This is a genomic window from Streptomyces sp. NA02950 (assembly GCF_013364155.1).
In the GTDB taxonomy this organism is placed as follows: Bacteria; Actinomycetota; Actinomycetes; order Streptomycetales; family Streptomycetaceae; genus Streptomyces.
Map to the genome: position 1 here is coordinate 6,188,872 of NZ_CP054916.1, position 21,006 is coordinate 6,209,877.

Consider the following 21,006-nt stretch of genomic DNA (forward strand, 5'->3'; position numbering starts at 1 on the left):
GTGCCGGGCGGGGCCCATGAGCCCGGGGCCGGGGTCAGCCCGCCGCCGCGTCCGCGGCCTGGGCCTTCAGGGCGCGCTCCACACCCGCGCGGGACTCGGTGACCAGGCGGCGCAGGGCCGGGGCCGGGTCGGCCGAGGCGAGCCAGGCGTCGGTGGCGTCCAGGGTGGCCTGGGAGACCTGGAGGGTCGGGTAGAGGCCGATCACGATCTGCTGAGCCATCTCATGGCTGCGGCTGCTCCAGATGTCCTTCACCGCGGCGAAGTACTTCTCCGTGTACGGCGCGAGCAGCTCGCGCTGGTCGGTCTGGACGAAGCCGCCGATCACCGCCTCCTGCACCGCGTTCGGCAGCTTGTCGCTCTCCACCACCGAGGCCCACGCCTCCGCCTTGGCCTCGGGGGTCGGCCGCGCGGCCCGGGCGGTCGCGGCGTGGCGCTCGCCCGCGGAGGTCTTGTCGCGGTCCAGCTCCGCGGCGATGGCCGCCTCGTCGGCCCGGCCGGTGGCCGCCAGCCGCTCCAGCAGCGTCCAGCGCAGCTCGGTGTCGACGGCCAGGCCCTCGATCGTCTCGGTGCCGTCCAGCAGCCCGGCGACCAGGTCCAGCTGGGCGTCGGTGCGGGCGGTGGCGGCGAACGCCCGCGCCCAGGCGAGCTGGTGGTCGCTGCCGGGGGCAGCGGCCCGCAGGTGGTCGAGCGCGTTCTCGGTCCACGTCGCCAGTCCGGTCGGCCGCCAGTCCGGCGCCGCGTACAGCTCGAGGGCCAGCTTGACCTGGCGGTGGAGCGACTGGACCACGCCGATGTCGGACTCCTTGGCGATGCCCGACAGCACCAGAGACAGATAGTCACGGGTGGCCAGTTCGCCGTCCCGGGTCATGTCCCAGGCCGAGGCCCAGCACAGGGCGCGCGGCAGGGACGCCTCGAAGTCGCCCAAGTGCTCGGTGACCACGGCGAGCGAGTCCGGGTCGAGCCGCACCTTCGCGTACGACAGGTCGTCGTCGTTCAGCAGGATCACCGCGGGGCGCTTGGTGCCGGTCAGCTGGGGCACCTCGGTCAGCTCACCGTCCACGTCCAGCTCGATCCGCTCGGAGCGGATCAGCTTGCCGGTGGCGTCCAGGTCGTACAGGCCGATGGCGATGCGGTGCGGCCGCAGCGTCGGCTCGCCCTTGGCGCCGGGCGGCAGCGCCGGGGCCTCCTGCCGGATGGCGAAGGAGGTGATGGTGCCGGTGGCGTCCGTGGCGATCTCCGGTCGCAGCACATTGATGCCCGCGGTCTCCAGCCACTTCGTCGACCAGGTCTTCAGATCGCGGCCGCTGGTCTCCTCCAGGGCGCCGAGCAGATCGGCCAGCCGGGTGTTCCCGTAGGCGTGGCGCTTGAAGTACGCCTGGACACCGGTGAAGAACGCGTCCATGCCGACGTACGCGACGAGCTGCTTCAGCACGCTCGCGCCCTTGGCGTACGTGATGCCGTCGAAGTTGACCAGGACATCGTCCAGGTCACGGATCTCGGCCATGATCGGGTGGGTGGACGGCAGCTGGTCCTGCCGGTAGGCCCAGGTCTTCATGGAGTTGGCGAAGGTGGTCCAGGCGTGCGACCACCTACTTCCCGGGGCGTGCGCCTGGCAGGCGATGGAGGTGTAGGTCGCGAACGACTCGTTGAGCCAGAGGTCGTTCCACCACTCCATGGTGACCAGGTCGCCGAACCACATGTGGGCCAGCTCGTGGAGGATCGTCTCGGCGCGCGTCTCGTACGCCGCGTCCGTCACCTTGGAACGGAAGACGTACTGGTCGCGAATGGTGACCGCGCCCGCGTTCTCCATCGCGCCCGCGTTGAACTCCGGCACGAAGAGCTGGTCGTACTTGGCGAACGGGTACGCGTAGTCGAACTTCTCCTCGAACCACTCGAAACCCTGCCGCGTCACCGCGAAGATCGCGTCGGAGTCGAGGAACTCGGCCAGCGAGGGACGGCAGTAGATGCCCAGCGGCACCGAGCGGCCGTCCTTCTCGTAGGAGCTGTGCACGCTGTGGTACGGGCCGACGATGAGGGCCGTGATGTACGTGGAGATCCGCGGCGTCGGCTCGAAGCGCCAGACGTTGTCCTTGGGCTCGGGCGTCGGCGAGTTGGAGATCACCGTCCAGCCCTCGGGCGCCGTCACGGTGAACCGGAAGGTGGCCTTCAGGTCCGGCTGCTCAAAACTGGCGAACACCCGGCGCGCGTCCGGTACCTCGAACTGCGTGTAGAGATACGCCTGCTGGTCGACCGGGTCGATGAACCGGTGCAGCCCCTCACCGGTGTTGGTGTACGCGCAGTCCGCCACCACCCGCAGCTCATTGCGCCCGGCCAGCAGACCCGGCAGCGTGATCCGCGAGTCCTTGAACACCCCGGCCGGATCCAGCGGCTCACCGTTGAGCACCACCTCGTGCACGGTGGGCGCCACCAGGTCGATGAACGACTCGGCGCCCGCCTCGACGGCGTCGAAGCGCACCGATGTCACCGAGCGGTAGGTGCCGCCCTCCTGCGCGCCCGAGAGGTCGAGATCGATCTCGTACGAGTCGACGGTGAGCAGGCGGGCCCGCTGCTGTGCCTCGTCGCGGGTGAGGTTCGTTCCAGGCACCTGGCAATCTCCTTGTGTCGCGTTTCCGGCCATCCTTCCACGGACACCCGCCCTCGCGGCGGTAGGCAGAGGGCCGGAGCGGGGCGATCCGATCGCCCCGCTCCGGCCCTCTGCGCCTCAGCCGAGCTCGGCCGCCACCAGCTCCGCGATCTGCACCGCGTTCAGCGCGGCGCCCTTGCGGAGGTTGTCGTTGGAGAGGAACAGCGCGAGACCGTGCTCGACGGTCTCGTCCACCCGGATCCGGCCGACATAGCTCGGGTCCTGCCCCGCGGCCTGGAGCGGCGTCGGGATCTCGGAGAGGGCCACCCCCGGGGCACCGGCCAGCAGCTCATAGGCGCGCTCCACGCTGATCGGACGCTCGAAGCGGGCGTTGACCTGGAGGGAGTGGCCGCTGAAGACGGGCACCCGGACACAGGTGCCGGAAACCTTCAGATCCGGGATCTCCAGGATCTTGCGGCTCTCGTTGCGGAGCTTGTGCTCCTCGTCGGTCTCGTGGCGGCCGTCATCGACGATCTTCCCGGCCAGCGGGAGGACGTTGAACGCGATCGGCCGGGCGTAGACACCGGGCTCGGGGAACTCGACGGCCGCGCCGTCGTGGGTGAGCTCGGCCGCGCGGTCGGCGGTCTTGCGGATCTGGCCGTCGAGCTCGGCGACACCGGACAGCCCGGAACCGGAGACGGCCTGGTAGGTGGTGGCCACCAGGGCGGTCAGCCCGGCCTCGCGGTGCAGCGGGCGCAGCACCGGCATCGCGGCCATCGTGGTGCAGTTCGGATTGGCGATGATGCCCTTGGGGCGATCCACCGCCGCATGCGGGTTGACCTCGGAGACCACCAGCGGGACCTCGGGGTCCATCCGCCAGGCGGAGGAGTTGTCGATCACGACGGCGCCCTGGCCGGCGACCTTCTCGGCCAGCGCCCGGGAGGTGGCGCCGCCCGCGGAGAAGATCACGATGTCCAGACCGGAGTAGTCGGCGGTTGCCGCGTCCTCGACGGTGACCTCGCCGTCGCGCCACGGGAGCGTACGCCCGGCGGAGCGGGCCGAGGCGAACAGCCGCAGCTCCTGAGCCGGGAAGTCGCGCTCGGCGAGTATCTTGCGCACCACTCCGCCGACCTGGCCGGTCGCACCGACGATTCCGATCCTCATATCTACCCTTTTCCTCAGTCGTGCCTGTTCCGGGCCCCCTACCCACCGGCCAGTGTCTCAGGCTGTGATGTAGCCCGCTCGTGACTTTCCGCCCGGCCGCGCCGCCGCCCCGCCCAGTGCCGGGGCCCGCCGCCGACCTGCTGGGTTCCCTGCCGGGTTCCCTCCCGGATGAACACCGGGTGAGCGGAAGAATGCCTGCTCACAAGGGTGCGGTAACCGTTTGCTATCGCCAAGATCCACGTGTGGAGATCGGCGGCCGGCGTTGCCGTCTCGTTCACGCACAGGCCATCCCCGATGCCAACGATCCGAGGTGAGGGGCAGTTCCCTGCCCGCCCGCTTCCGCGTATCCACTCGGGGAGATCGCGCATGTCCCGCATACGGTCCGCCGCCTCTGCCGTCGCCACCCTCGACCGCCGCACCTTCCTGGCCGCCGCCACCGCCACCGGCGCCACCGCCGGCCTGGGGATCGCCTTCGGGCCCGGTACCGGCTCAGCGGACGCCTCGCAGCCGCCCACGGTGCGCGCCGCGGCCGGCCGGGTGGTGGAGGCGCCCGCGGCCCCCTCCGGGGCCGGTACGACGCTCGAGACGTTCTCGGCGGCGCACGGCGGCATCGGCTACCGCAGGCTCGCCGACGGCCCGGCCTGGGCGCGCGGCGTGCGGACCGACATCGTCGCGGGCAAGGGCGGCCGGGAGGACCGGCGCACCGCCCTCGCCTCCTTCGTCCAGCTCACCGATGTGCACATCACCGATGTCCAGCACCCGATGCGCTACGAGTTCCTGCGCTCGGGCCGCACCGGGGCCTGGCGGCCGCACGAGGCGCTGACCGTGGTCGGGGCCGCCTCGCTCATCGAGCGGGTCAACGGACTGCGCGGCGGACCGGTCACCGGAGCGCCGCTGTCCTTCGTGATGACCACCGGCGACAACACCGACAACAACTCCCGGATCGAGCTGGACTGGTTCCTGGCCGCCATGAACGGCGGCCGGATCACCCCCAACACCGGCGACCCCCGGCACTACGAGGGCGTGCAGAACAGCGGGATCAAGGAGTTCTGGCACCCCGACCGGGCCCTGCGCGACGCCGACAAGCAGCGCGGCTTCCCGCGGATCGACGGCTTCCTCGAGGCGGCGCTGCGCACCGTGCACAGCCCCGGACTGCGGCTGCCCTGGTACTCGACCATCGGCAACCACGACGACCTCGGCGGCGGTGTGTACTCCTTCGGCGACGGCTATCTCGCCGAGCTGGCCACCGGCGGCCGCAAGCTCCAGATCGTCCCGGCCGCCGAGGCCGCCAAGATCTACCAGGGTGAGCGCAAGGGCGCCGACCCCCGCGGCAAGGACATGAAGGAGCTGCTGCGCGCCCACGCCAAGGACATGCGCAGGGTCACCCCCGACGAGCGCCGCGCGCCCTTCACCCGGGCCGAGTACCTCGCCGCGCACCTCGACCCGGCCCACACCGGCCCCGGCCCGGTCGGCCACGGCTACACCAAGGCCAATCTGGAGCAGGGCACCCTCTACTACTCGTTCCGGATATCGGACGACGTCATCGGCGTCAGCCTGGACACCACCGACCCCGGCGGCCACTACACCGGTTCGGTCGGCACCGCCCAACTCCGGTGGCTGGAGCGGACCCTGAAGGCCCACAAGGACGACCACGTCCTGGTCTTCAGCCACCACTACAGCCGCAGCCTGACCAATATGAACCACGACCCGGCCCGCCCCGGCGAGGCCCGGCACGGCGGTGACGAGATCATCGCCCTCTTCCGGCGCCACCCCCAGGTACGGGCCTGGATCAACGGCCACAGCCACCAGAACGAGATCACCCCGCACGGCACCTTCTGGGAGATCACCACCGCCTCGCACGTGGACTTCCCCCAGCTGGCCCGGGTCATCGAGATCGTGGACAACCACGACGGCACCCTGTCGCTGTTCACCACGCTGATCGAGGCGGCGGCCCCGCGCCGCACGGACTTCGAGGACCTCTCCCAGACCGGTCTCGCCGCGCTCTACCGCGAGCTGTCCTTCAACGCGCCCGGCGCCAGCCAGAAACTCGCCGGTGACCCGGGCGACCGCAACACCGAACTGCTGCTGCGCAAGGGCTGATCACCGCGGCAGGACCACTACATATGAGGCCGGGTCGCGGTCGGCCGCCGCGATCAGGGCGGTGCGCACCACCGCGGCCTGCTCCTCCAGCCCCTCCCGCAGCCTCCGCGGGGTGACCCGCACCACGGTGATGCCCAGCCCCTCCAGATGCTCCCGCTTACGGGCGTACGCCCCGCGCAGCGCGTACTCGTCATGGTGCGGCGCCCGTGCGTCGATCTCCAGTGCCACCGCCTGGTCGCGCCAGTAGGCGTCCACCTCGCCGAGGCGGTGGCCGCCGGGCAGCCGCAGCTCCACGTTCCACAGCGGCTCGGGCAGTCCGTAGCCGCGCACCATGTCGTACAGCCGCCCCTCGGCGATGGCCCGGCCCTCGGCCAGCAGCGCGTCCACCGCGTCGATCACATGCGGCCGGGACAGCAGCCGGGCCTGGCTCAGCTCCTTGACCACGGCCGCCGCCTCGCAGTGGCCGTGGCGTACGGACTCGGTGAGCAGTCTGCGCACCAGCACCGCGTCGCTGAGCCGGGCGACCGCGTCGGCGAGCGCCCGGGCGACCGGGGCGGTGGGCACCCCCGCGAGGTACTGCGGGCTCGGCACCGTCTGCGCCCGCACGAACCGCACATAGCCGGTGGCGCGCAGCCGCCGGGTGCGCGCCACCAGGACGTCGACCTGCTCCAGGGAGGCCAGCGGGGGAGCGCTGGAGAAGTGGTGCAGGGCCAGCGCCGCGAGCCCGGTGACCATCGCCTCGCCGTACGGACCGTCGTCCTCGGCGTCGCTCCCGGCCGCCGCCGTCTGGCGGCGGCTCGCGGTGTACAGCAGCGCCGCGTGCAGCCGCTCCTCGCCGGTGGCCGGGCCGGGGTGGAGCAGATGGACCCCCGGCAGGATCTGCAGCCAGGGTCCCCCCTCCCGGCAGCGCTCGGCGGCGACGGCCGCGGTGACACCGTGCTCGCGTAGCTGACGTGTCGTCAGCACCCGGCGCTGGACGTCGGAGAGGTGGTGGAGCGGACGGGGGGACAGCGGCGTGTTGTGGCTCATGCCCCGGCCATTCCCGCTCGCCCCACCCCACTCACCGCTGTTACCAACTCGTCGACAAACCCGGACAACACCGTCCTAAAGGACGGGAGTTCGAATGCCGAAAACGGGCCGTCAGACGGCTGTCCGCATATCGCACTCCTGTCCGCGCAGCGTGCGCGCCAGATCGTCCCGCGCCTCCAGGACCAGTCGGCGCAGCGCGGGCGCCGCGTCCGGCCGGGCGGCCAGCCATGCGTCGGTGGCCTTCAGTGTCGTGGTGTCGCCCTGGGTGGCCGGGAACAGACCGCGCACGATCGCCATTCCGATCTCGATCGACCGCTCCTGCCAGATCCGCTCGATCATCTCGAAGTAGCGCGGTGCGTACGGCGTCAGCAGCTCTCGCTGACCCGGCTGGTCGAAGCCCGCGATGGTGGCCTCCACCAGGGCGTTGGAGAGCCGGTCCGAGTCCACCACGACCGCCCACGCCTCCGCCTTGACCTCCGCCGAGGGCCGCGCAGCCAGACACCGCACCTGGTGGCGCTTGCCGGAGGCGGTGTCATCACGGGCCAGCTCGGCCGCGATCACCGACTCGTCGGCGGCCCCGGCCCCGGCCAGCGACGCCAGGAAGGTCCAGCGCAGCTCCTGGTCGACGTCGAGCCCGTCGATCCGGGCCGTACCGTCCAGCAGCCCGTGCAGCAGCCGCAGTTCGGAGTCGGCCGTGGCGAGCTGGGCGAAGAACCGCGCCCAGGCCAGCTGGTGTCCGCTGCCCGGCTCGGCGCGCCGCAGCTCGGCGAGCGCCCCCTCGGCCAGCCGTGCCCCGGCCGCCTCGCGCGCCACGGGCGCGGTGTAGTGGTGCAGGGCGGACAGCGCCCACGCCTGGACCATCTGGAGCACACCGATATCGGTCTCGGTCCCGGCGAAGCGCAGCACCAGACCCAGGTAGTCGCGGGCGGGCATCAGCCCGTCCCGGGTCAGGTTCCACAGCGCGGACCAGCACAGCGCACGGGCCAGCGGATCGCTCAGCTCGCCCAGGCGCTCGCGCAGGGTGGCCAGCGACCCCTCGTCGAAGCGGATCTTGCAGTAGGTGAGGTCCTCGTCGTTGACCAGGACCAGATCGGGCCGCTCGGCCCCGGTCAGCTCGCCGACGACCGTACGGGGCCCGTCGACGTCGGTCTCGGCGCGGGCGTAGCGCACCAGCGCCCCGGCCTCGTCCGTGCGGTACAGCCCGACGGCGATCCGGTGCGGGCGCAGCGCGTCCCGCGAGGCGGCCGCGGCGTCGGGCACGGTGATCTCGGGGGCCTCCTGGACCACGGCCAGCTCGGTGATGTGACCGGCCGCGTCACAGGTGAGCTGCGGAGTGAGCACATTGACGCCCGCGGTCTCCAGCCAGGCCCGGGACCAGGCGGCCATGTCCCGGCCCGAGGTCTCGGTGAGCACCGCCAGCAGATCGGACAGCCGGGTGTTGCCGAACGCGTGGCGCTTGAAGTAGCGCCGCGCGCCCTCCAGGAAGGCGTCCTGCCCGGCGTAGGCCACCAGCTGCTTGAGCACCGAGGCGCCCTTGGCGTAGGTGATCCCGTCGAAGTTGAGCTTGGCGTCCTCCAGGTCACGGATGTCGGCGGTGACCGGGTGGGTGGAGGGCAGCTGGTCGGCGCGGTACGCCCAGGACTTGCGGCGGTTGGCGAAGGTGATCCAGCCGTCGGTGAAGCGGGTGGCGCCGACCAGCGCGAAGGCGCCCATGAAGTCCGCGAACGACTCCTTGAGCCACAGATCGTCCCACCACTCCATGGTCACCAGGTCGCCGAACCACATATGGGCCATCTCGTGGAGGATGACGTTGGCCCGGTGCTCGTACGACGCCTGGGTGACCTTGCCGCGGAAGACGAACTCCTCGCGGAAGGTCACGCACCCCGGGTTCTCCATCGCCCCGATGTTGTACTCGGGCACAAACGCCTGGTCGTACTTGCCGAACGGATACGGGTAGTCGAAGCGGTCGTGGAAGAAGTCCAGGCCCTGCTTGGTGACGGTGAAGATGTCGTCCGCGTCGAAGTGCTTGGCCAGGCCCGCGCGGCACAGCGCGCCCAGCGGGATCTCCAGGACCGTGCCGTCGGGCAGGGTGCGCCGGTAGGTGTCGGTCTCGTAGTGGTACGGGCCCGCGACGACCGCCGTGATGTACGTGGAGATGGGCAGCGTCGGGGTGAAGTGGGTGGTGGTGCCCGAGCCACCGGAGGCGGCCGGCTCGCGGCGGTCCGCCGTGCCGTTGCTGAGTACGGTCCAGTGGCCGGGCGCGGTCACCGCGAAGGTGAACGGGGCCTTCAGATCCGGCTGTTCGAAGGTGGTGAAGACCCGGCGGGCGTCGGCCGGCTCGTACTGGGTGTAGAGGTAGACCTCGCCGTCCTCGGGGTCGGCGAAGTGGTGCAGCCCCTCGCCGGTCCGGCTGTACGCGCACCGCGCGTCGACGATCAGCTCGTTCTCGGCGGCGAGCCCGTCCAGCGCGATCCGGGCCCCGTCGAAGACGGCCGCCGGGTCCAGCTCCCGTCCATTGAGGGTCACCGAGGTCACCGAGGGTGCCACCAGATCGGCGAAGGTCGAGGCGCCCGGCTCGGCGCAGCGGAACCGTACGGTGGTGGTGGAACGGAACGTGCGCGGCCCGGGGCCGGTGTGCGGCTCGACCGCCGACCGCACATCGAGCGCCACGTCATAGGCGTCCACGGTCAGCAGCCTCGCCCGCTCCCGGGCCTCGTCACGGGTCAGGTTCTCACCAGGCACGACGCGGGCTCCCTCGATGTCGTCTCGAATGTCGGACAGCGCGCATCATGTCACGCCGCACTCCCCGGGGGAATCGGGGAATGGCGCCCGATCGTGCTCGTGTTGGGGTGAGGGAGAGGCCCGATACCCGTACGCGTTTCGTATGCGCTCGCAAGAGGAGACACCGTGACCGAGACCGCCAAGACTCCTGCCGATTTCTGGTTCGATCCGCTCTGCCCCTGGGCATGGATGACCTCGCGCTGGATGCTCGAGGTGGAGAAGGTCCGCCCGGTCGAGGTGCGTTGGCATGTGATGAGCCTGGCCGTGCTGAACGAACCCAAGCTGGACGAGCTGCCCGAGGAGTACCGCGAGCTGCTGAAGACCGCCTGGGGGCCGGTGCGGGTGTGCATCGCCGCCGAGCGGAAGCACGGCAGCGAGGTGCTCGGCCCGCTCTATACCGCCCTCGGCACCCGCTTCCACAACCAGGGCCTGGAGAAGAACCGCGAGACGCTCGTGGCCGCCCTGGAGGAGGCCGGGCTGCCCGCCGACCTCGCGGACGCCGCCGATTCCGACGCCTATGACACCGAGCTGCGCGCCTCCCACAAGGAGGGCATCGACCTGGTCGGCCAGGACGTGGGCACTCCCGTGATCGCCGTACCGGGTCCGGAGGGCGAGCGGATCGCCTTCTTCGGCCCGGTGGTGACCCCCGCCCCCAAGGGCGAGGACGCGGCGAAGCTGTGGGACGGCACCCTGCTGGTCGCCTCGATACCCGGCTTCTACGAGATCAAGCGCACGCGCACGGTCGGCCCGATCTTCGACTGACCCCTTCCGGAACCGCTCCCTTCCGGAGCCGTCCGGACGGCGGGGCCCCCGCGCGAGTCGACCGCGCGGGGGCCCCTTTTTTCCGCCTGCCCGGTGTTCGGTGAGAAGACGATCACGCAAGCAGGAGGTCCGTTACGGCGCGAGCAGCAGGTTGTTCGCGCGCTCCTTGGCGGCCGTGTAGCGGCGCGCCACGTCCTGCCAGTCGACGACCTTCCACATGGCCTCGATGAAGTCCACCTTCTGGTTCTTGTACTGGAGGTAGAAGGCGTGCTCCCAGGCGTCGAAGACCAGGATCGGCACCGAGCCCTGGCCGACGTTCCCCTGGTGGTCGTAGACCTGCTCGACGATCAGCCGCCCGCTCACCGGCTCGTAGGCGAGCACACCCCAGCCGGAGCCCTGGGTGGTCGCGGACGCCTTGGAGAGCTGGGCCTTGAACGCCTTGAAGGACCCGAAGTGCTCGGTGATGGCGTCGGCCAGCTCGCCCACGCCGTCCTTCTCCAGCGGCTCGCCGCCACCGTCACCGGTCATGTTGTGCCAGTAGATGCTGTGCAGGATGTGGCCCGACAGATGGAAGGCCAGGTTCTTCTCCAGGCCGTTGATCGAGCCCCACTGGTCCTTGTCCCGCGCCTCCGAAAGCTGCTCCAGCGTGTCGTTCGCGCCCTTGACGTACGCGGCGTGGTGCTTGTCGTGGTGCAGCTTGATGATCTCGGGGCTGATGACCGGGGCCAGCGCCGAGTAGTCGTACGGAAGTTCAGGAAGTGTGTAGATGGCCATGCGAAGCCCTCCGGGACCGGCTTAATGCAATCAACTTGCAACTGCATGCTAACAGCAAGAAGGTTTTCCGCCGGCCGGAACAGGGCGACCGGGCCCAAAGACGGAGGCGGGGTGGGTCCCCGGACCGGGGACCCACCCCGCCTCCGAGCGGGACGTACGAGGTCAGGCCTTGTGGGCCACCGACTGCTGGCGGGCGTAGCCGATGATCGCCAACGTCACCGTCAGCCCGGCCGTGGCGTACAGCTGGCTGCGGGTGTCGGGCTCGCGCAGCATCAGCAGCAGCACGCCGATCGTCGCGGCCAGCGTGACCCAGGTGAGGTAGGGGAACAGCCACATCTTGACCACCAGCTTCTCCGGCGCCTCGCGCTGGAGCCTGCTGCGCATCCGCAGCTGGGCGATGGCGATGAAGGCCCACACCACCAGCACCGCGGCGCCGACCATGTTGAGCAGCCACTTGAAGATGGTGTCCGGCCACCAGTAGCTCAGCAGCACCGCGACGAAGCCGAAGAAGGACGAGGCGAGCACGGTGGGCCGGGGGACACCGCCGCTGACCTTGCCCAGGAAGGCCGGGCCCTCACCGCGGGCGATCAGCGAGTACGACATCCGGGAGGCGCCGTAGATGTTGGCGTTCATCGCGGAGAGCAGGGCGACCAGCACGATGACGTTCATGATGTTGCCGGCCGCGGGGATGTCGAGGTGGTCCAGGACCGCCACATAGGGGCCGTCGGCCACGATCGCCTTGTCGTCCCACGGGATCAGCGTGACGACCACCAGCATGGAGCCGACGTAGAAGAGGGCGATCCGCCACATCGCGGTGCGCACGGCCCCGGCGACGCTCTTGACGGGGTTCTCGGACTCGGCCGCGGCGATGGTCACCGTCTCCAGACCGCCGTAGGCGAACACCGAGGCGAGCAGACCCACCACCAGGCCGTCCATACCGTTGGGCAGGAAGCCGCCGTCGCCGGAGAGGTTGGAGCCGCCCGGGGCGTCGGTACCCGGGAGCACTCCGACGATCGCCAGGACGCCCAGGACCAGGAAGAGGGTGATCGCGGCGATCTTCAGCGCGGCGAACCAGAACTCGAACTCACCGAAGTTGCTGACCGCCGCCAGGTTGGTGCCGCAGAAGACCGCCATGAACAGGGCGACCCACATCCAGGAGTCGGTGCTCGGGAACCACTGGACCATGATTCCGGCGGCGCCGATCGCCTCGGCCGCGATGCCCACGCACAGCAGCACCCAGAACATCCAGCCCGCGGTGAACCCCGCCCACGGCCCGAGTGCCCGCTCCGCGTGCACCGAGAAGGAGCCTGAGGCCGGGTTGGCGGCCGACATCTCGCCCAGCATCCGCATCACCAGCATCACCAGCAGCCCTGACAGGGCGTAGGCCAGCACGATGGAGGGGCCGGCGGCGGCGATTCCGGCACCGGAGCCGACGAACAGGCCCGCTCCGATCACCCCACCGAGGGCGATCATCGACAGATGGCGCTGCTTCAGGCCGTGCGCGAGCGCGGGCGAGGCGGGTGTGCCCGCGCCGCTTGCCTCCATGTCGCGCTGTGGCGCGGAGGACGCAGGTGTCCGATTCATGTGCTCTTCTCTGTCCCTTGGTGGGGGGCGGATGCATGCAAAACGAGCTCAGTGTGAGGGGTGTGTCCGGTGAGGACAACACTGCGAGCAGGATTGTCTGGATATCGGACACCGTGGTGACGCTCCGTATCACGGCGATATGCCAGAAGCCGCCAAGCGCGCGGTCCGCCCTTTGTGGTCAACCGACGGTGATCGGGACGGCCGCGCCGGGTTAGCGTCGCCCTATTGTTCACCACCGCTGTCCAAACCCCTCACCTGGGAGTTTCGTTGATGAGCACCGCCTCGCCCGCCGCCTCGACCGGTACGGTCCTCGCGGACGTGGTCTTCCCCGCCCGCTCGGCCCGCTCGGCCGGTCTCCCCGACCGGCGCGCCGTGGCCCGTGACACCGCGCTGGTGCTCGGCGGCGCCGCGCTCACCGGGCTGGCCGCCCAGCTGTCGGTGCCGGTCCCCGGCTCGCCGGTGCCGGTGACCGGGCAGACCTTCGCCGCCCTGCTGGTGGGCGCCTCGCTGGGGGCCGGACGCGGGTTCGCGTCCCTGCTGCTGTACGCCCTGGTGGGCATGGCGGGCATGCCGTGGTTCGCCGAGGGCGGCTCCGGCGCCGCCGCCCCGTCCTTCGGCTATGTGCTGGGCATGCTGCTCGCCGCGACCGTGGTGGGCGCCCTGGCCCGCCGCGGCGGCGACCGCGGGGCGCTGCGCACCGCGGGCACCATGGCGGTCGGCTCCGCGATCATCTACGCGGTGGGTGTTCCCTACCTGGCGCTGGCCGCCGACATCTCGCTCTCCCAGGCGGTCGCCGCCGGGCTGACCCCGTTCCTCATCGGGGACGCCCTGAAGGCGGCGCTTGCGATGGGCGCGCTGCCCGCCGCCTGGAAGCTGGCCGGCCGCCGCGGCTGAGCCGCGTACGGGGCCGGGGCCCGCACCATTCGCTGGTGCGGGCCCCGGCCCGTGTGGCGTGCTCGTAGGCACCCGAGGTCCCGGCGAGGCGGTTACGGGGCCACGGACTCCTTGGCGCGGGTCTCGGTGGCCGCCACCTGCCGCGGCGGCGACAGCTTGTCGCGGACCAGGGCGAAGACCACCACCACAGCGGCCACCAGGGTGGAGAGGATGACCTGCTCGCGCCCGTCCTTGTCGGTGAGCATGTAGACCAGCACGAACGAGATCATCGCGATGGTCGCCCAGGTCAGGTACGGGAACAGCCACATCCGGACGATCAGCTTCTCCGGGTTCTCGCGCAGGATGATCCCGCGCATCCGCAGCTGGGTGAAGCAGATGACCAGCCAGACGAAGAGCGCGACGGCACCCGAGGAGTTCAGCAGGAAGTCGAAGACGGTGTCCGGCCACTGGTAGTTGAACCAGACGGCGACGAAGCCGAAGACGACCGAGCCGAGGATCGCCGCCTGCGGCACGCCGCGCGGGTTGGTCTTGCCGAAGGCGACCGGGGCGTCACCGCGCTGGCCCAGGGAGAAGGCCATCCGGGAGGCGGTGTAGAGGCCGGAGTTCAGGCAGGAGAGCACGGCGGTCAGCACGATGACGTTCATGACCTGGCCGGCGTGCGGGATGCCGATGGAGTCCAGCGAGGCGACGTAGGAGCCCTTGTCGGCGATCGCCTTGGAGTCCCAGGGCAGCAGGGTGACCACCACGAAGATCGAGCCCAGGTAGAAGACCGCGATACGCCAGATCACGCTGTTGGTGGCCTTGGAGACGGCCCGCTGCGGGTCCTCGGACTCACCGGCGGCCAGGGTGACGATCTCACTGCCCATGAAGGAGAAGACGACCAGCAGCACACCGGTGAGGATCGCTCCCGGTCCGTTCGGCAGGAAGCCTCCGTGGTCGGTCAGATGGGCCACGCCCGCGCCCGGGTTGTCCGAGCCCGGCAGCACGCCGAAGACGGCGAGCCCGCCGATCACGATGAAGGCGGCGATGGCGACGACCTTGATGCCCGCGAACCAGAACTCGAACTCACCGTAGGAGCCGACCGAGACCAGGTTGGTGGCGGTGAGCACGGTCATCACGAGCAGCGCCCAGGCCCACTGCGGTACGGACGGTACCCAGCCCTCGAGGATCACCGCGCCCGCGGTCGCCTCCACGGCCAGCACCACGACCCAGAAGAACCAGTACAGCCAGCCGATGGAGAAGCCCGCCCAGCGGCCGAGCGCCCGGTCCGCGTAGGCGGAGAAGGAACCGGAGGTGGGGTTGGCCGCGGCCATCTCGCCGAGCATCCGCATCACCAGGACGACCATCAGGCCGACCAGGGCGTACGAGATCAGAATGCCGGGTCCCGCCTTGGCGATGCCCGCGCTGGAGCCCACGAAGAGGCCGGCGCCGATCACTCCGCCGATGGCGATCATCGACAGATGTCGGTTCTTGAGCCCGGCCTTCAGGCTGTCGGTGGAGCCGGGGCCGGAGTCGCCGTGGGGCCTCTGCTGCTCCGGGGGGATCGCAGGTTGTGCGCTCATGGGCTCGAATGTCCTTTGCTCTCGGGTTACGAGCGACGCCAGTGAATCTCAGGAAGACGGTTTGATGAACCTTTGATTCCAGATTGTTACTTGAGGTTTTCATGAGGTTCGTTGGTGATCCCGAGACTTCAGCCGCTCGCCTACCCGGCCGGGCAGGGGTGACACGGGCGTGTCACACTCAGGACATGCGCGTGTACCTCGGTTCCGACCATGCCGGTTACGACCTCAAGAACCACCTCGTGGAGTGGCTCAGGGCGGGCGGGCACGAGCCCGTCGACTGCGGCCCGCACCTCTACGACGCCCAGGACGACTACCCGCCGTTCTGTCTGCGTGCGGCGGAGCGGACCGCCGCCGACCCGGACAGCCTGGGCATCGTCATCGGTGGATCCGGCAATGGTGAGCAGATCGCCGCCAACAAGGTCAAGGGGGTCAGGGCCGCCCTCGCGTGGAGTGAGCAGACTGCCGCGCTCGGTCGCGAGCACAACAACGCCAATGTGATCAGCGTGGGTGCCCGTATGCACACGGAAGAAGAGGCGACCAAGTTCGTCGAAGTCTTCCTGAACACCCCGTACTCGGGTGAGGAGCGTCACACCCGCCGGATCGAGATGCTCTCCGTCTACGAGACCACCGGCGAGCTGCCCCCGATCCCGGCCCACCACCCCGACCACGGCTGATGCCCGAGGGGCACACCATCCACCGGCTGGCCGCCGACCACCTCGAGCGGTTCGGCGGCCGGCCCGTCCGGGCCCGGAGCCCCCAGGGCAAGTTCGCCGACGGCGCCGCCCTGATCGACGGCCAGCCGCTGCACCAGGCCGAGGCCCACGGCAAACACCTCTTCCTGGACTTCGCCGCCACCGGCTGGGTCCATGTGCATCTCGGCCTGTTCGGGAAGTACGGCTTCGGCCCGGCCCCCGCCCCGCCGCCCACCGACACCGTCCGGCTGCGGCTGGAAAACGCCGAGGGGTACGCGGATCTGCGCGGCCCGACCGCCTGCGCGCTGATCACCGAGGGCGAGAAGCGGGCGCTGCACGACCGGCTCGGCCCCGATCCGCTGCGCCCGGAGGACGACGGCGAGCGCGCCTGGGACCGGATCTCGCGCAGCCGGGTCAGCGTCGCCGCCCTGCTGCTGGACCAGAAGATCGTCTCCGGGGTGGGCAATGTGTACCGCGCCGAGGTGCTGTTCCGGCACGGCATCGATCCGTACCGCCCCGGCCGCGGCCTCACCCGTGCCGAATGGGACGCGATCTGGGCGGATCTGGCCGAGTTGATGCGCGAGGGCGTACGGAACAACCGGATCGACACCGTCCGGCCCGAGCACACCCCCGAGGCCATGGGCCGCCCGCCGCGCGTGGACGACCACGGCGGCGAGGTGTACGTCTACCGCCGCGCCGGGCAGCCCTGCCACATCTGTGGCGGCGAGGTCCGCACCGCCGACCTCGCCGCCCGCAATCTCTTCTGGTGCCCCGGCTGTCAGCGGGCCTGAGCGCCCCGCTGACAGCCTCAGAAGCCGTGGGGGAGCCAGGGCGCCCGGGTGCCCAGGAAGGCGGCCGACGCCGCCCCCAGCGCCCCCTCGCTGACCTCCCGCACCCGGCCCGCGCCCGCCAGGGCGTCCAGCGACACCCCGCCGAGGTACGCAGCGCCCAACTCCCGTACGCCGAGCCGGAGATCGGGAGCATCCGAAGTGCGGGCGCAGGAGGCGCCCTTGGCATCGCCGGTCAGCCGCCAGCGCCCCTCGTTCCAGGGGCAGAAGGGGTCGGTGACCTCCAGCACCACATCCAGCGGTGCGGTGTACGCCCGCGCCTCCAGCGCCGCGCCCACCTCCACCAGCCGTACGTGCAGCGAGTCCCGCAGCCGTACCTGGCACCGCCGGATGTCCGAGACCAGGTGCTGCCACGGATCGTCGACCGGACGGCCGCCGGTGCGGATGGCCGAGGTCAGGTCGATCTCGAACAGGAAGCGCCACAGCGCCGCGTGGGACGCCGGGTCCAGGGCCTCCAGATCGCGCAGCACGATCGCGCCCTTGGGTCCGGCCAGATCCCAGTCCGGCTTGATCGCGAACCGTGCGTACCCGGTGACCTCGCCGCCCGACTCGGCCAGCACACAGCGCAGCGGGGACGCCCCGTCGCGCTCACCGGGCGGGTCGAGCACCGGCAGCCGTTCCCAGCCCGGGAGACGCTCCAGCATGCCCGGCCGGGTGGGCACCAGACGGGCGTAGACGGCCTCGCAGCGCTCGACCCCGTCGGCCGGGGCCACCTCGCGCAGGGTCACCTGGTCGGTCCCCGCGGGGACGGACAGCCGCACCCGGCCGGTGTCGATCTCCGCGTACGCGCTCTGGGTGGCGATGCCGTAGCCGAACCGGCCGTAGATGTCCGGTTCCGACGCGGTCAGCACCGCCAGCGGCTCGCCCGCCGCGCGGATGTCGTCCAGCTGGCGTCTCATCATGGAGCGCAGTACCCCGCGCCGCCGGTGGGTCGCCTGCACGCTGACCATGGTCACACCGGGCGCGGCCACCGACGCCCCGCCGGGGACCGTCATCCGGAAGCTGAACAGACCCGCCGTGCCGACGATCTCCTCGCCGTCCCACACCCCGATCGAACGCTCGCATTCGGTCAACTCCCGCCAGAGACCGGATTCCTCGGGAGCCTCGGGCACACCGCCGAATGCGAGTACCAGCTTTCCGTACCAATCATCCCAAACCGCAGGATCGAGCACGCGCAGCGCAGTCGTCATATACCCATCCCTAGCAGCAGTTTCTCGTACACGCGAACGAATTTCGCTTACGATTGCCCCCCTGCGCGGGTGGTTCGACGCGCCACGAATCGACGCACGTCCAAACGGGTGGGTAGGGTCCCGGTGCAATGAGAGGCGGCGTGGACACTCCGATGGCCCGGATGCGCAAAGCACTGCACCGGGCTCGCACCGGCGTGCGCAAAGCCGGAGTGGACTACTTCCGTGGTGAGGGCTCCGACCGGCTCGCCCTGGCCATGCTGCTCCTCGGCGTCCCCGCCATCGCCTGCGGCACCATCGCCCAGCCCGACTGGTGCGCCCCCGCCGCCCTCGTCCTGCCCATCGTCGCGGGCGGTCTGCTGCTGCGCCCCGCCAGCCTGCTCGCCCTCTACGCGGCCGCCGCCACCGCCCTGATCGTGGAGTCCGCGGTCCTCGGCCCCTACACCGAGGAGGACGCCTCCTCCCGGGTCACCCCCGGCACCATCCTGGTCGTCGCCGCCGTCGGCTTCTTCGGCCTGCTGATCGCCCAGTTCCGCAGCCGGGTCGGGGTGCCCTGGCGACGCGGCGGCACCATGCTGTTCGACCTGCGCGAGCGCATCCGCGTGCAGAGCAAACTGCCCGGCCTGCCGCGCGGCTGGCACCGCGAGATGGCGCTGCGCCCGGCCGGCGGGCAGTCCTTCTCCGGCGACTTCGTGGTGGCCGCCCGCACCGGCGGCGGCCGCACCCTCGAGGTCGTCCTCACCGACGTCTCCGGCAAGGGCATGGACGCGGCCTCCCGCGCCCTGCTGCTCTCCGGCGCCTTCGGCGGACTCCTCGGCTCCCTGCCGCCGCACGGCTTCCTCCCCGCCGCCAACGGCTATCTCCTCCGCCAGGACTGGGACGAGGGCTTCGCGACCTCCGTCCACCTCGTCCTGGACCTCGACAGCGGCGACTTCGAACTCTTCTCCGCCGGACACCTCCCCGCCCTGCAACTCAGCGCGGGCACCGGCCGATGGGAGGAGAAGGCCGCCGACGGCCCGCTCCTCGGCGTCTACGACGGCGCCCAGTTCGACCCCATCAAGGGCACCCTCCGCCCCGGCGACGTCCTGATGCTCTTCACCGACGGCCTCGTGGAGACCGCCGACCGCGACATCAGCGAGGGCATCGACCACCTCACCGGCGAGGCCGACCGCCATGTCTCCTCCGGCTTCCACGGCGCCGCCTGGCATTTGATCGAGACCGTGGCCAAGGACGTCAACGACGACCGCGCGCTGCTGCTGATCTGCCGCGAGTAGGACGGCCCCCCTGGTCACCGGGGGTTGGCCCCACCTCGCGGACGCCGGAAACCGCCAGGGCCGCGGCACCTGACCGATCCGTACGTTCGATACGTTCGAGGGGAATCGGGCGAACTCCTCGGAAGGGCGCAGACCGCGAAGAGGGCCGGAGCCATCCGGCTCCGGCCCGTCTCTGCGTGTCCTGCGTTCCCGCGTGGGTGTGGTCAGGCCGCCGTCGTGGTGCGGTTGCGGGCCTGCTCGGCGGGGTCCTTCTTGAAGGCCCACGCCATCTTCGGCTCCATCGCGAAGCGGAAGGCACGCTGGACCGGAGGTGTGCAGAGCACGGTGACCACGGTGCCCGCGATGATCGTGACCGTGATCTCGCCCAGCGGCTTGTGCAGCCACTCGTACTCGTCGAACCAGCCCCAGAAGCGGGAGCCCTTCGCGAGGAAGCCGTGCAGCAGATAGCCGTACAGCGTTCCGGCGCCCAGCGCGGTGAACCACATATGGCGCCGCGGCACCCAGGCGAAGAAGCAGCTGACCAGCACGACCGAGCAGCCGAAGAGGGCGAGGGTCATCACCGGTCCGGTCCACGGCGGAGCGCCGAGCTCCTGGACGCTGTCGCGGTGGTAGAACCAGGCCGAGTTCATCCGCGGCGCCGCCCAGTAGGCGAACACCAGGGCGCACAGACCGATCGGCAGCGACAGCCAGCGCACCGAGCGCCGCCGGACCATCTGGAAGTGCTCGGGCTTCATGCACAGGCCCATCACGAAGAAGGGCAGGAACTGGAGCAGCCGCTGGAGGTCGAGGTCATCACCGATGTCGGGGGAGACCGACGCGAGCGTGGCGATCGCCAGGGAGAGCGGGACCGGCCAGCGCACCAGCTTCCAGATGGGGGTCGACAGCCGCCAGACGAAGAGCGCGACCAGGAACCAGGTGAGGTACCAGGGGTCCAGCAGGCTGAAGTCGTAGGTCGGGTCGTCGTCGGCCCAGCGCTTGAAGAAGGTGTACGCCACCTCGAAGATCACGTAGGGCACGGCGATCCCGGTGATGAGCCGCTTGAGCCGGTCCGGCCGCATGTCGAAACTGCGCGAGAAGTAGCCGGAGATCACGATGAAGGCCGGCATGTGGAAGGTGTACACCGTCATGTACAGCGCTTCCGCCGTGCGGCTGTAATCGGTGAGCGGTTCCCAGGAGTGGGCCATCGCGACGAACACGATCGCCAGGTACTTCGCGTTGTCGAAGAACGCGTCGCGCTGCTTCGGCTTCTGCCCGGCCGGGGCGCTCGGGGCGGGCGGGGCCGCCCGGTGTCCCGCTTCGTTCTCCCGCGAGGGGGAGGAAGTGGGCGCCGCCTCCTGGGCCGGGGGGAGGGGAGCCCGCTGATGGCCGTGCGGGCGCAGGGAGTTGGTCACAGGCCCTCCCACCAGGAACTGGGGGGAACCGTCCGGGACCTCACTGCGCGAGGGGGAGTCATGGCAGCGTGGAACATCTGAGGCACGATAGCGCCGAAACCTGTATTCCGTAAAACCTCGTTCACTTCTTTGTGGCTAATACCTTCCATGCCTCGGTCGTCGGTCTTCCGCGATCAAGTCGACAAAGCGATCCGAGTGCACGATTTCGTGGGCCATGCTGTCCGTTCTGTCATGCTTCATACCCCTTAAATGGGGCATATGCCCCGCAGGAGGCTCTGGCGGAATGTCTGATTCATTGATGTTTTGTCACCCTCCCGAGCGACCGCCAGAAGAATTCCGAATTGATCGCTCAAGTCATTGAGTTGGCTATCGGATGGGCT

Annotated in this window: 15 protein-coding genes; 6 read left to right on the plus strand and 9 right to left on the minus strand. The window is 70.4% G+C overall.

Annotated elements, in window-relative coordinates:
• Nucleotides 1–34: 34 nt before the first annotated feature.
• Together pepN (HUT19_RS27085) and HUT19_RS27090 are read right to left on the minus strand one after the other, a co-directional pair.
• Nucleotides 35–2,605 (minus strand): aminopeptidase N, encoded by a 2,571-nt coding sequence (pepN, locus tag HUT19_RS27085; RefSeq protein WP_176182957.1) that lies wholly within the window; start codon nucleotides 2,603–2,605, stop codon nucleotides 35–37.
• 117 nt (nucleotides 2,606–2,722) lie between these two features.
• Nucleotides 2,723–3,748 carry an aspartate-semialdehyde dehydrogenase gene (locus HUT19_RS27090; RefSeq protein WP_176182958.1) on the minus strand — a complete coding sequence of 342 codons (1,026 nt, stop codon included), beginning with the start codon at nucleotides 3,746–3,748 and terminating at the stop codon, nucleotides 2,723–2,725.
• Nucleotides 3,749–4,114: 366 nt separating this feature from the next.
• On the opposite strand from HUT19_RS27090, the gene HUT19_RS27095 reads away from it, so the two are divergent.
• Nucleotides 4,115–5,848, plus strand: coding sequence for a TIGR03767 family metallophosphoesterase (locus HUT19_RS27095; RefSeq protein ID WP_176182959.1), 1,734 nt, complete (start codon nucleotides 4,115–4,117; stop codon nucleotides 5,846–5,848).
• Here the strand turns inward: HUT19_RS27095 and HUT19_RS27100 are convergent, their stop codons facing one another.
• Both HUT19_RS27100 and pepN (HUT19_RS27105) read right to left on the minus strand, forming a co-directional pair.
• The gene (locus HUT19_RS27100; protein ID WP_176182960.1) at nucleotides 5,849–6,877 is read right to left on the minus strand and encodes a hypothetical protein; all 1,029 of its coding nucleotides are present in this window, start codon (nucleotides 6,875–6,877) and stop codon (nucleotides 5,849–5,851) included.
• 111 nt (nucleotides 6,878–6,988) lie between these two features.
• Entirely contained in the window at nucleotides 6,989–9,619 is a 2,631-nt protein-coding gene (gene pepN, locus HUT19_RS27105; RefSeq protein ID WP_176182961.1) for an aminopeptidase N, read from the minus strand.
• A 165-nt stretch (nucleotides 9,620–9,784) separates the two neighbouring features.
• On the opposite strand from pepN (HUT19_RS27105), the gene HUT19_RS27110 reads away from it, so the two are divergent.
• The gene (locus tag HUT19_RS27110) at nucleotides 9,785–10,420 is read left to right on the plus strand and encodes a DsbA family protein (protein WP_176182962.1); all 636 of its coding nucleotides are present in this window, start codon (nucleotides 9,785–9,787) and stop codon (nucleotides 10,418–10,420) included.
• Nucleotides 10,421–10,552: 132 nt separating this feature from the next.
• Here the strand turns inward: HUT19_RS27110 and HUT19_RS27115 are convergent, their stop codons facing one another.
• A complete protein-coding gene (locus tag HUT19_RS27115) occupies nucleotides 10,553–11,194 on the minus strand; it encodes a superoxide dismutase (protein ID WP_176182963.1) in 642 nt (213 codons plus the stop codon).
• A gap of 162 nt (nucleotides 11,195–11,356) precedes the next feature.
• A complete protein-coding gene (locus HUT19_RS27120; RefSeq protein WP_176182964.1) occupies nucleotides 11,357–12,778 on the minus strand; it encodes an amino acid permease in 1,422 nt (473 codons plus the stop codon).
• A gap of 270 nt (nucleotides 12,779–13,048) precedes the next feature.
• Between HUT19_RS27120 and HUT19_RS27125 the strand changes: the two genes are divergently transcribed.
• On the plus strand, nucleotides 13,049–13,672 hold the full coding sequence (locus HUT19_RS27125; protein ID WP_176182965.1) for a biotin transporter BioY: 624 nt from the start codon (nucleotides 13,049–13,051) through the stop codon (nucleotides 13,670–13,672).
• A gap of 92 nt (nucleotides 13,673–13,764) precedes the next feature.
• Here the strand turns inward: HUT19_RS27125 and HUT19_RS27130 are convergent, their stop codons facing one another.
• A complete protein-coding gene (locus tag HUT19_RS27130; protein ID WP_176182966.1) occupies nucleotides 13,765–15,234 on the minus strand; it encodes an amino acid permease in 1,470 nt (489 codons plus the stop codon).
• A gap of 185 nt (nucleotides 15,235–15,419) precedes the next feature.
• Here HUT19_RS27130 and HUT19_RS27135 point away from each other — a divergent pair, with 185 nt between their 5' ends.
• Nucleotides 15,420–15,908 (plus strand): ribose-5-phosphate isomerase, encoded by a 489-nt coding sequence (locus tag HUT19_RS27135; RefSeq protein ID WP_176182967.1) that lies wholly within the window; start codon nucleotides 15,420–15,422, stop codon nucleotides 15,906–15,908.
• Nucleotides 15,908–16,717 carry an Fpg/Nei family DNA glycosylase gene (locus HUT19_RS27140; protein WP_176182968.1) on the plus strand — a complete coding sequence of 270 codons (810 nt, stop codon included), beginning with the start codon at nucleotides 15,908–15,910 and terminating at the stop codon, nucleotides 16,715–16,717. The genes HUT19_RS27135 and HUT19_RS27140 overlap by 1 nt, the downstream gene beginning before the upstream one ends.
• 17 nt (nucleotides 16,718–16,734) lie before the next feature.
• On the opposite strand, the gene HUT19_RS27145 is transcribed toward HUT19_RS27140, so the two are convergent.
• Entirely contained in the window at nucleotides 16,735–17,964 is a 1,230-nt protein-coding gene (locus HUT19_RS27145) for a GNAT family N-acetyltransferase (protein WP_176182969.1), read from the minus strand.
• Between the two features lie 128 nt (nucleotides 17,965–18,092).
• On the opposite strand from HUT19_RS27145, the gene HUT19_RS27150 reads away from it, so the two are divergent.
• Nucleotides 18,093–19,235, plus strand: a complete 1,143-nt coding sequence (locus HUT19_RS27150; protein WP_176182970.1) for a PP2C family protein-serine/threonine phosphatase — start codon at nucleotides 18,093–18,095, stop codon at nucleotides 19,233–19,235.
• 203 nt (nucleotides 19,236–19,438) lie between these two features.
• Here the strand turns inward: HUT19_RS27150 and HUT19_RS27155 are convergent, their stop codons facing one another.
• Nucleotides 19,439–20,626, minus strand: a complete 1,188-nt coding sequence (locus HUT19_RS27155) for an acyltransferase family protein (RefSeq protein ID WP_176182971.1) — start codon at nucleotides 20,624–20,626, stop codon at nucleotides 19,439–19,441.
• Nucleotides 20,627–21,006 lie beyond the last annotated feature (380 nt).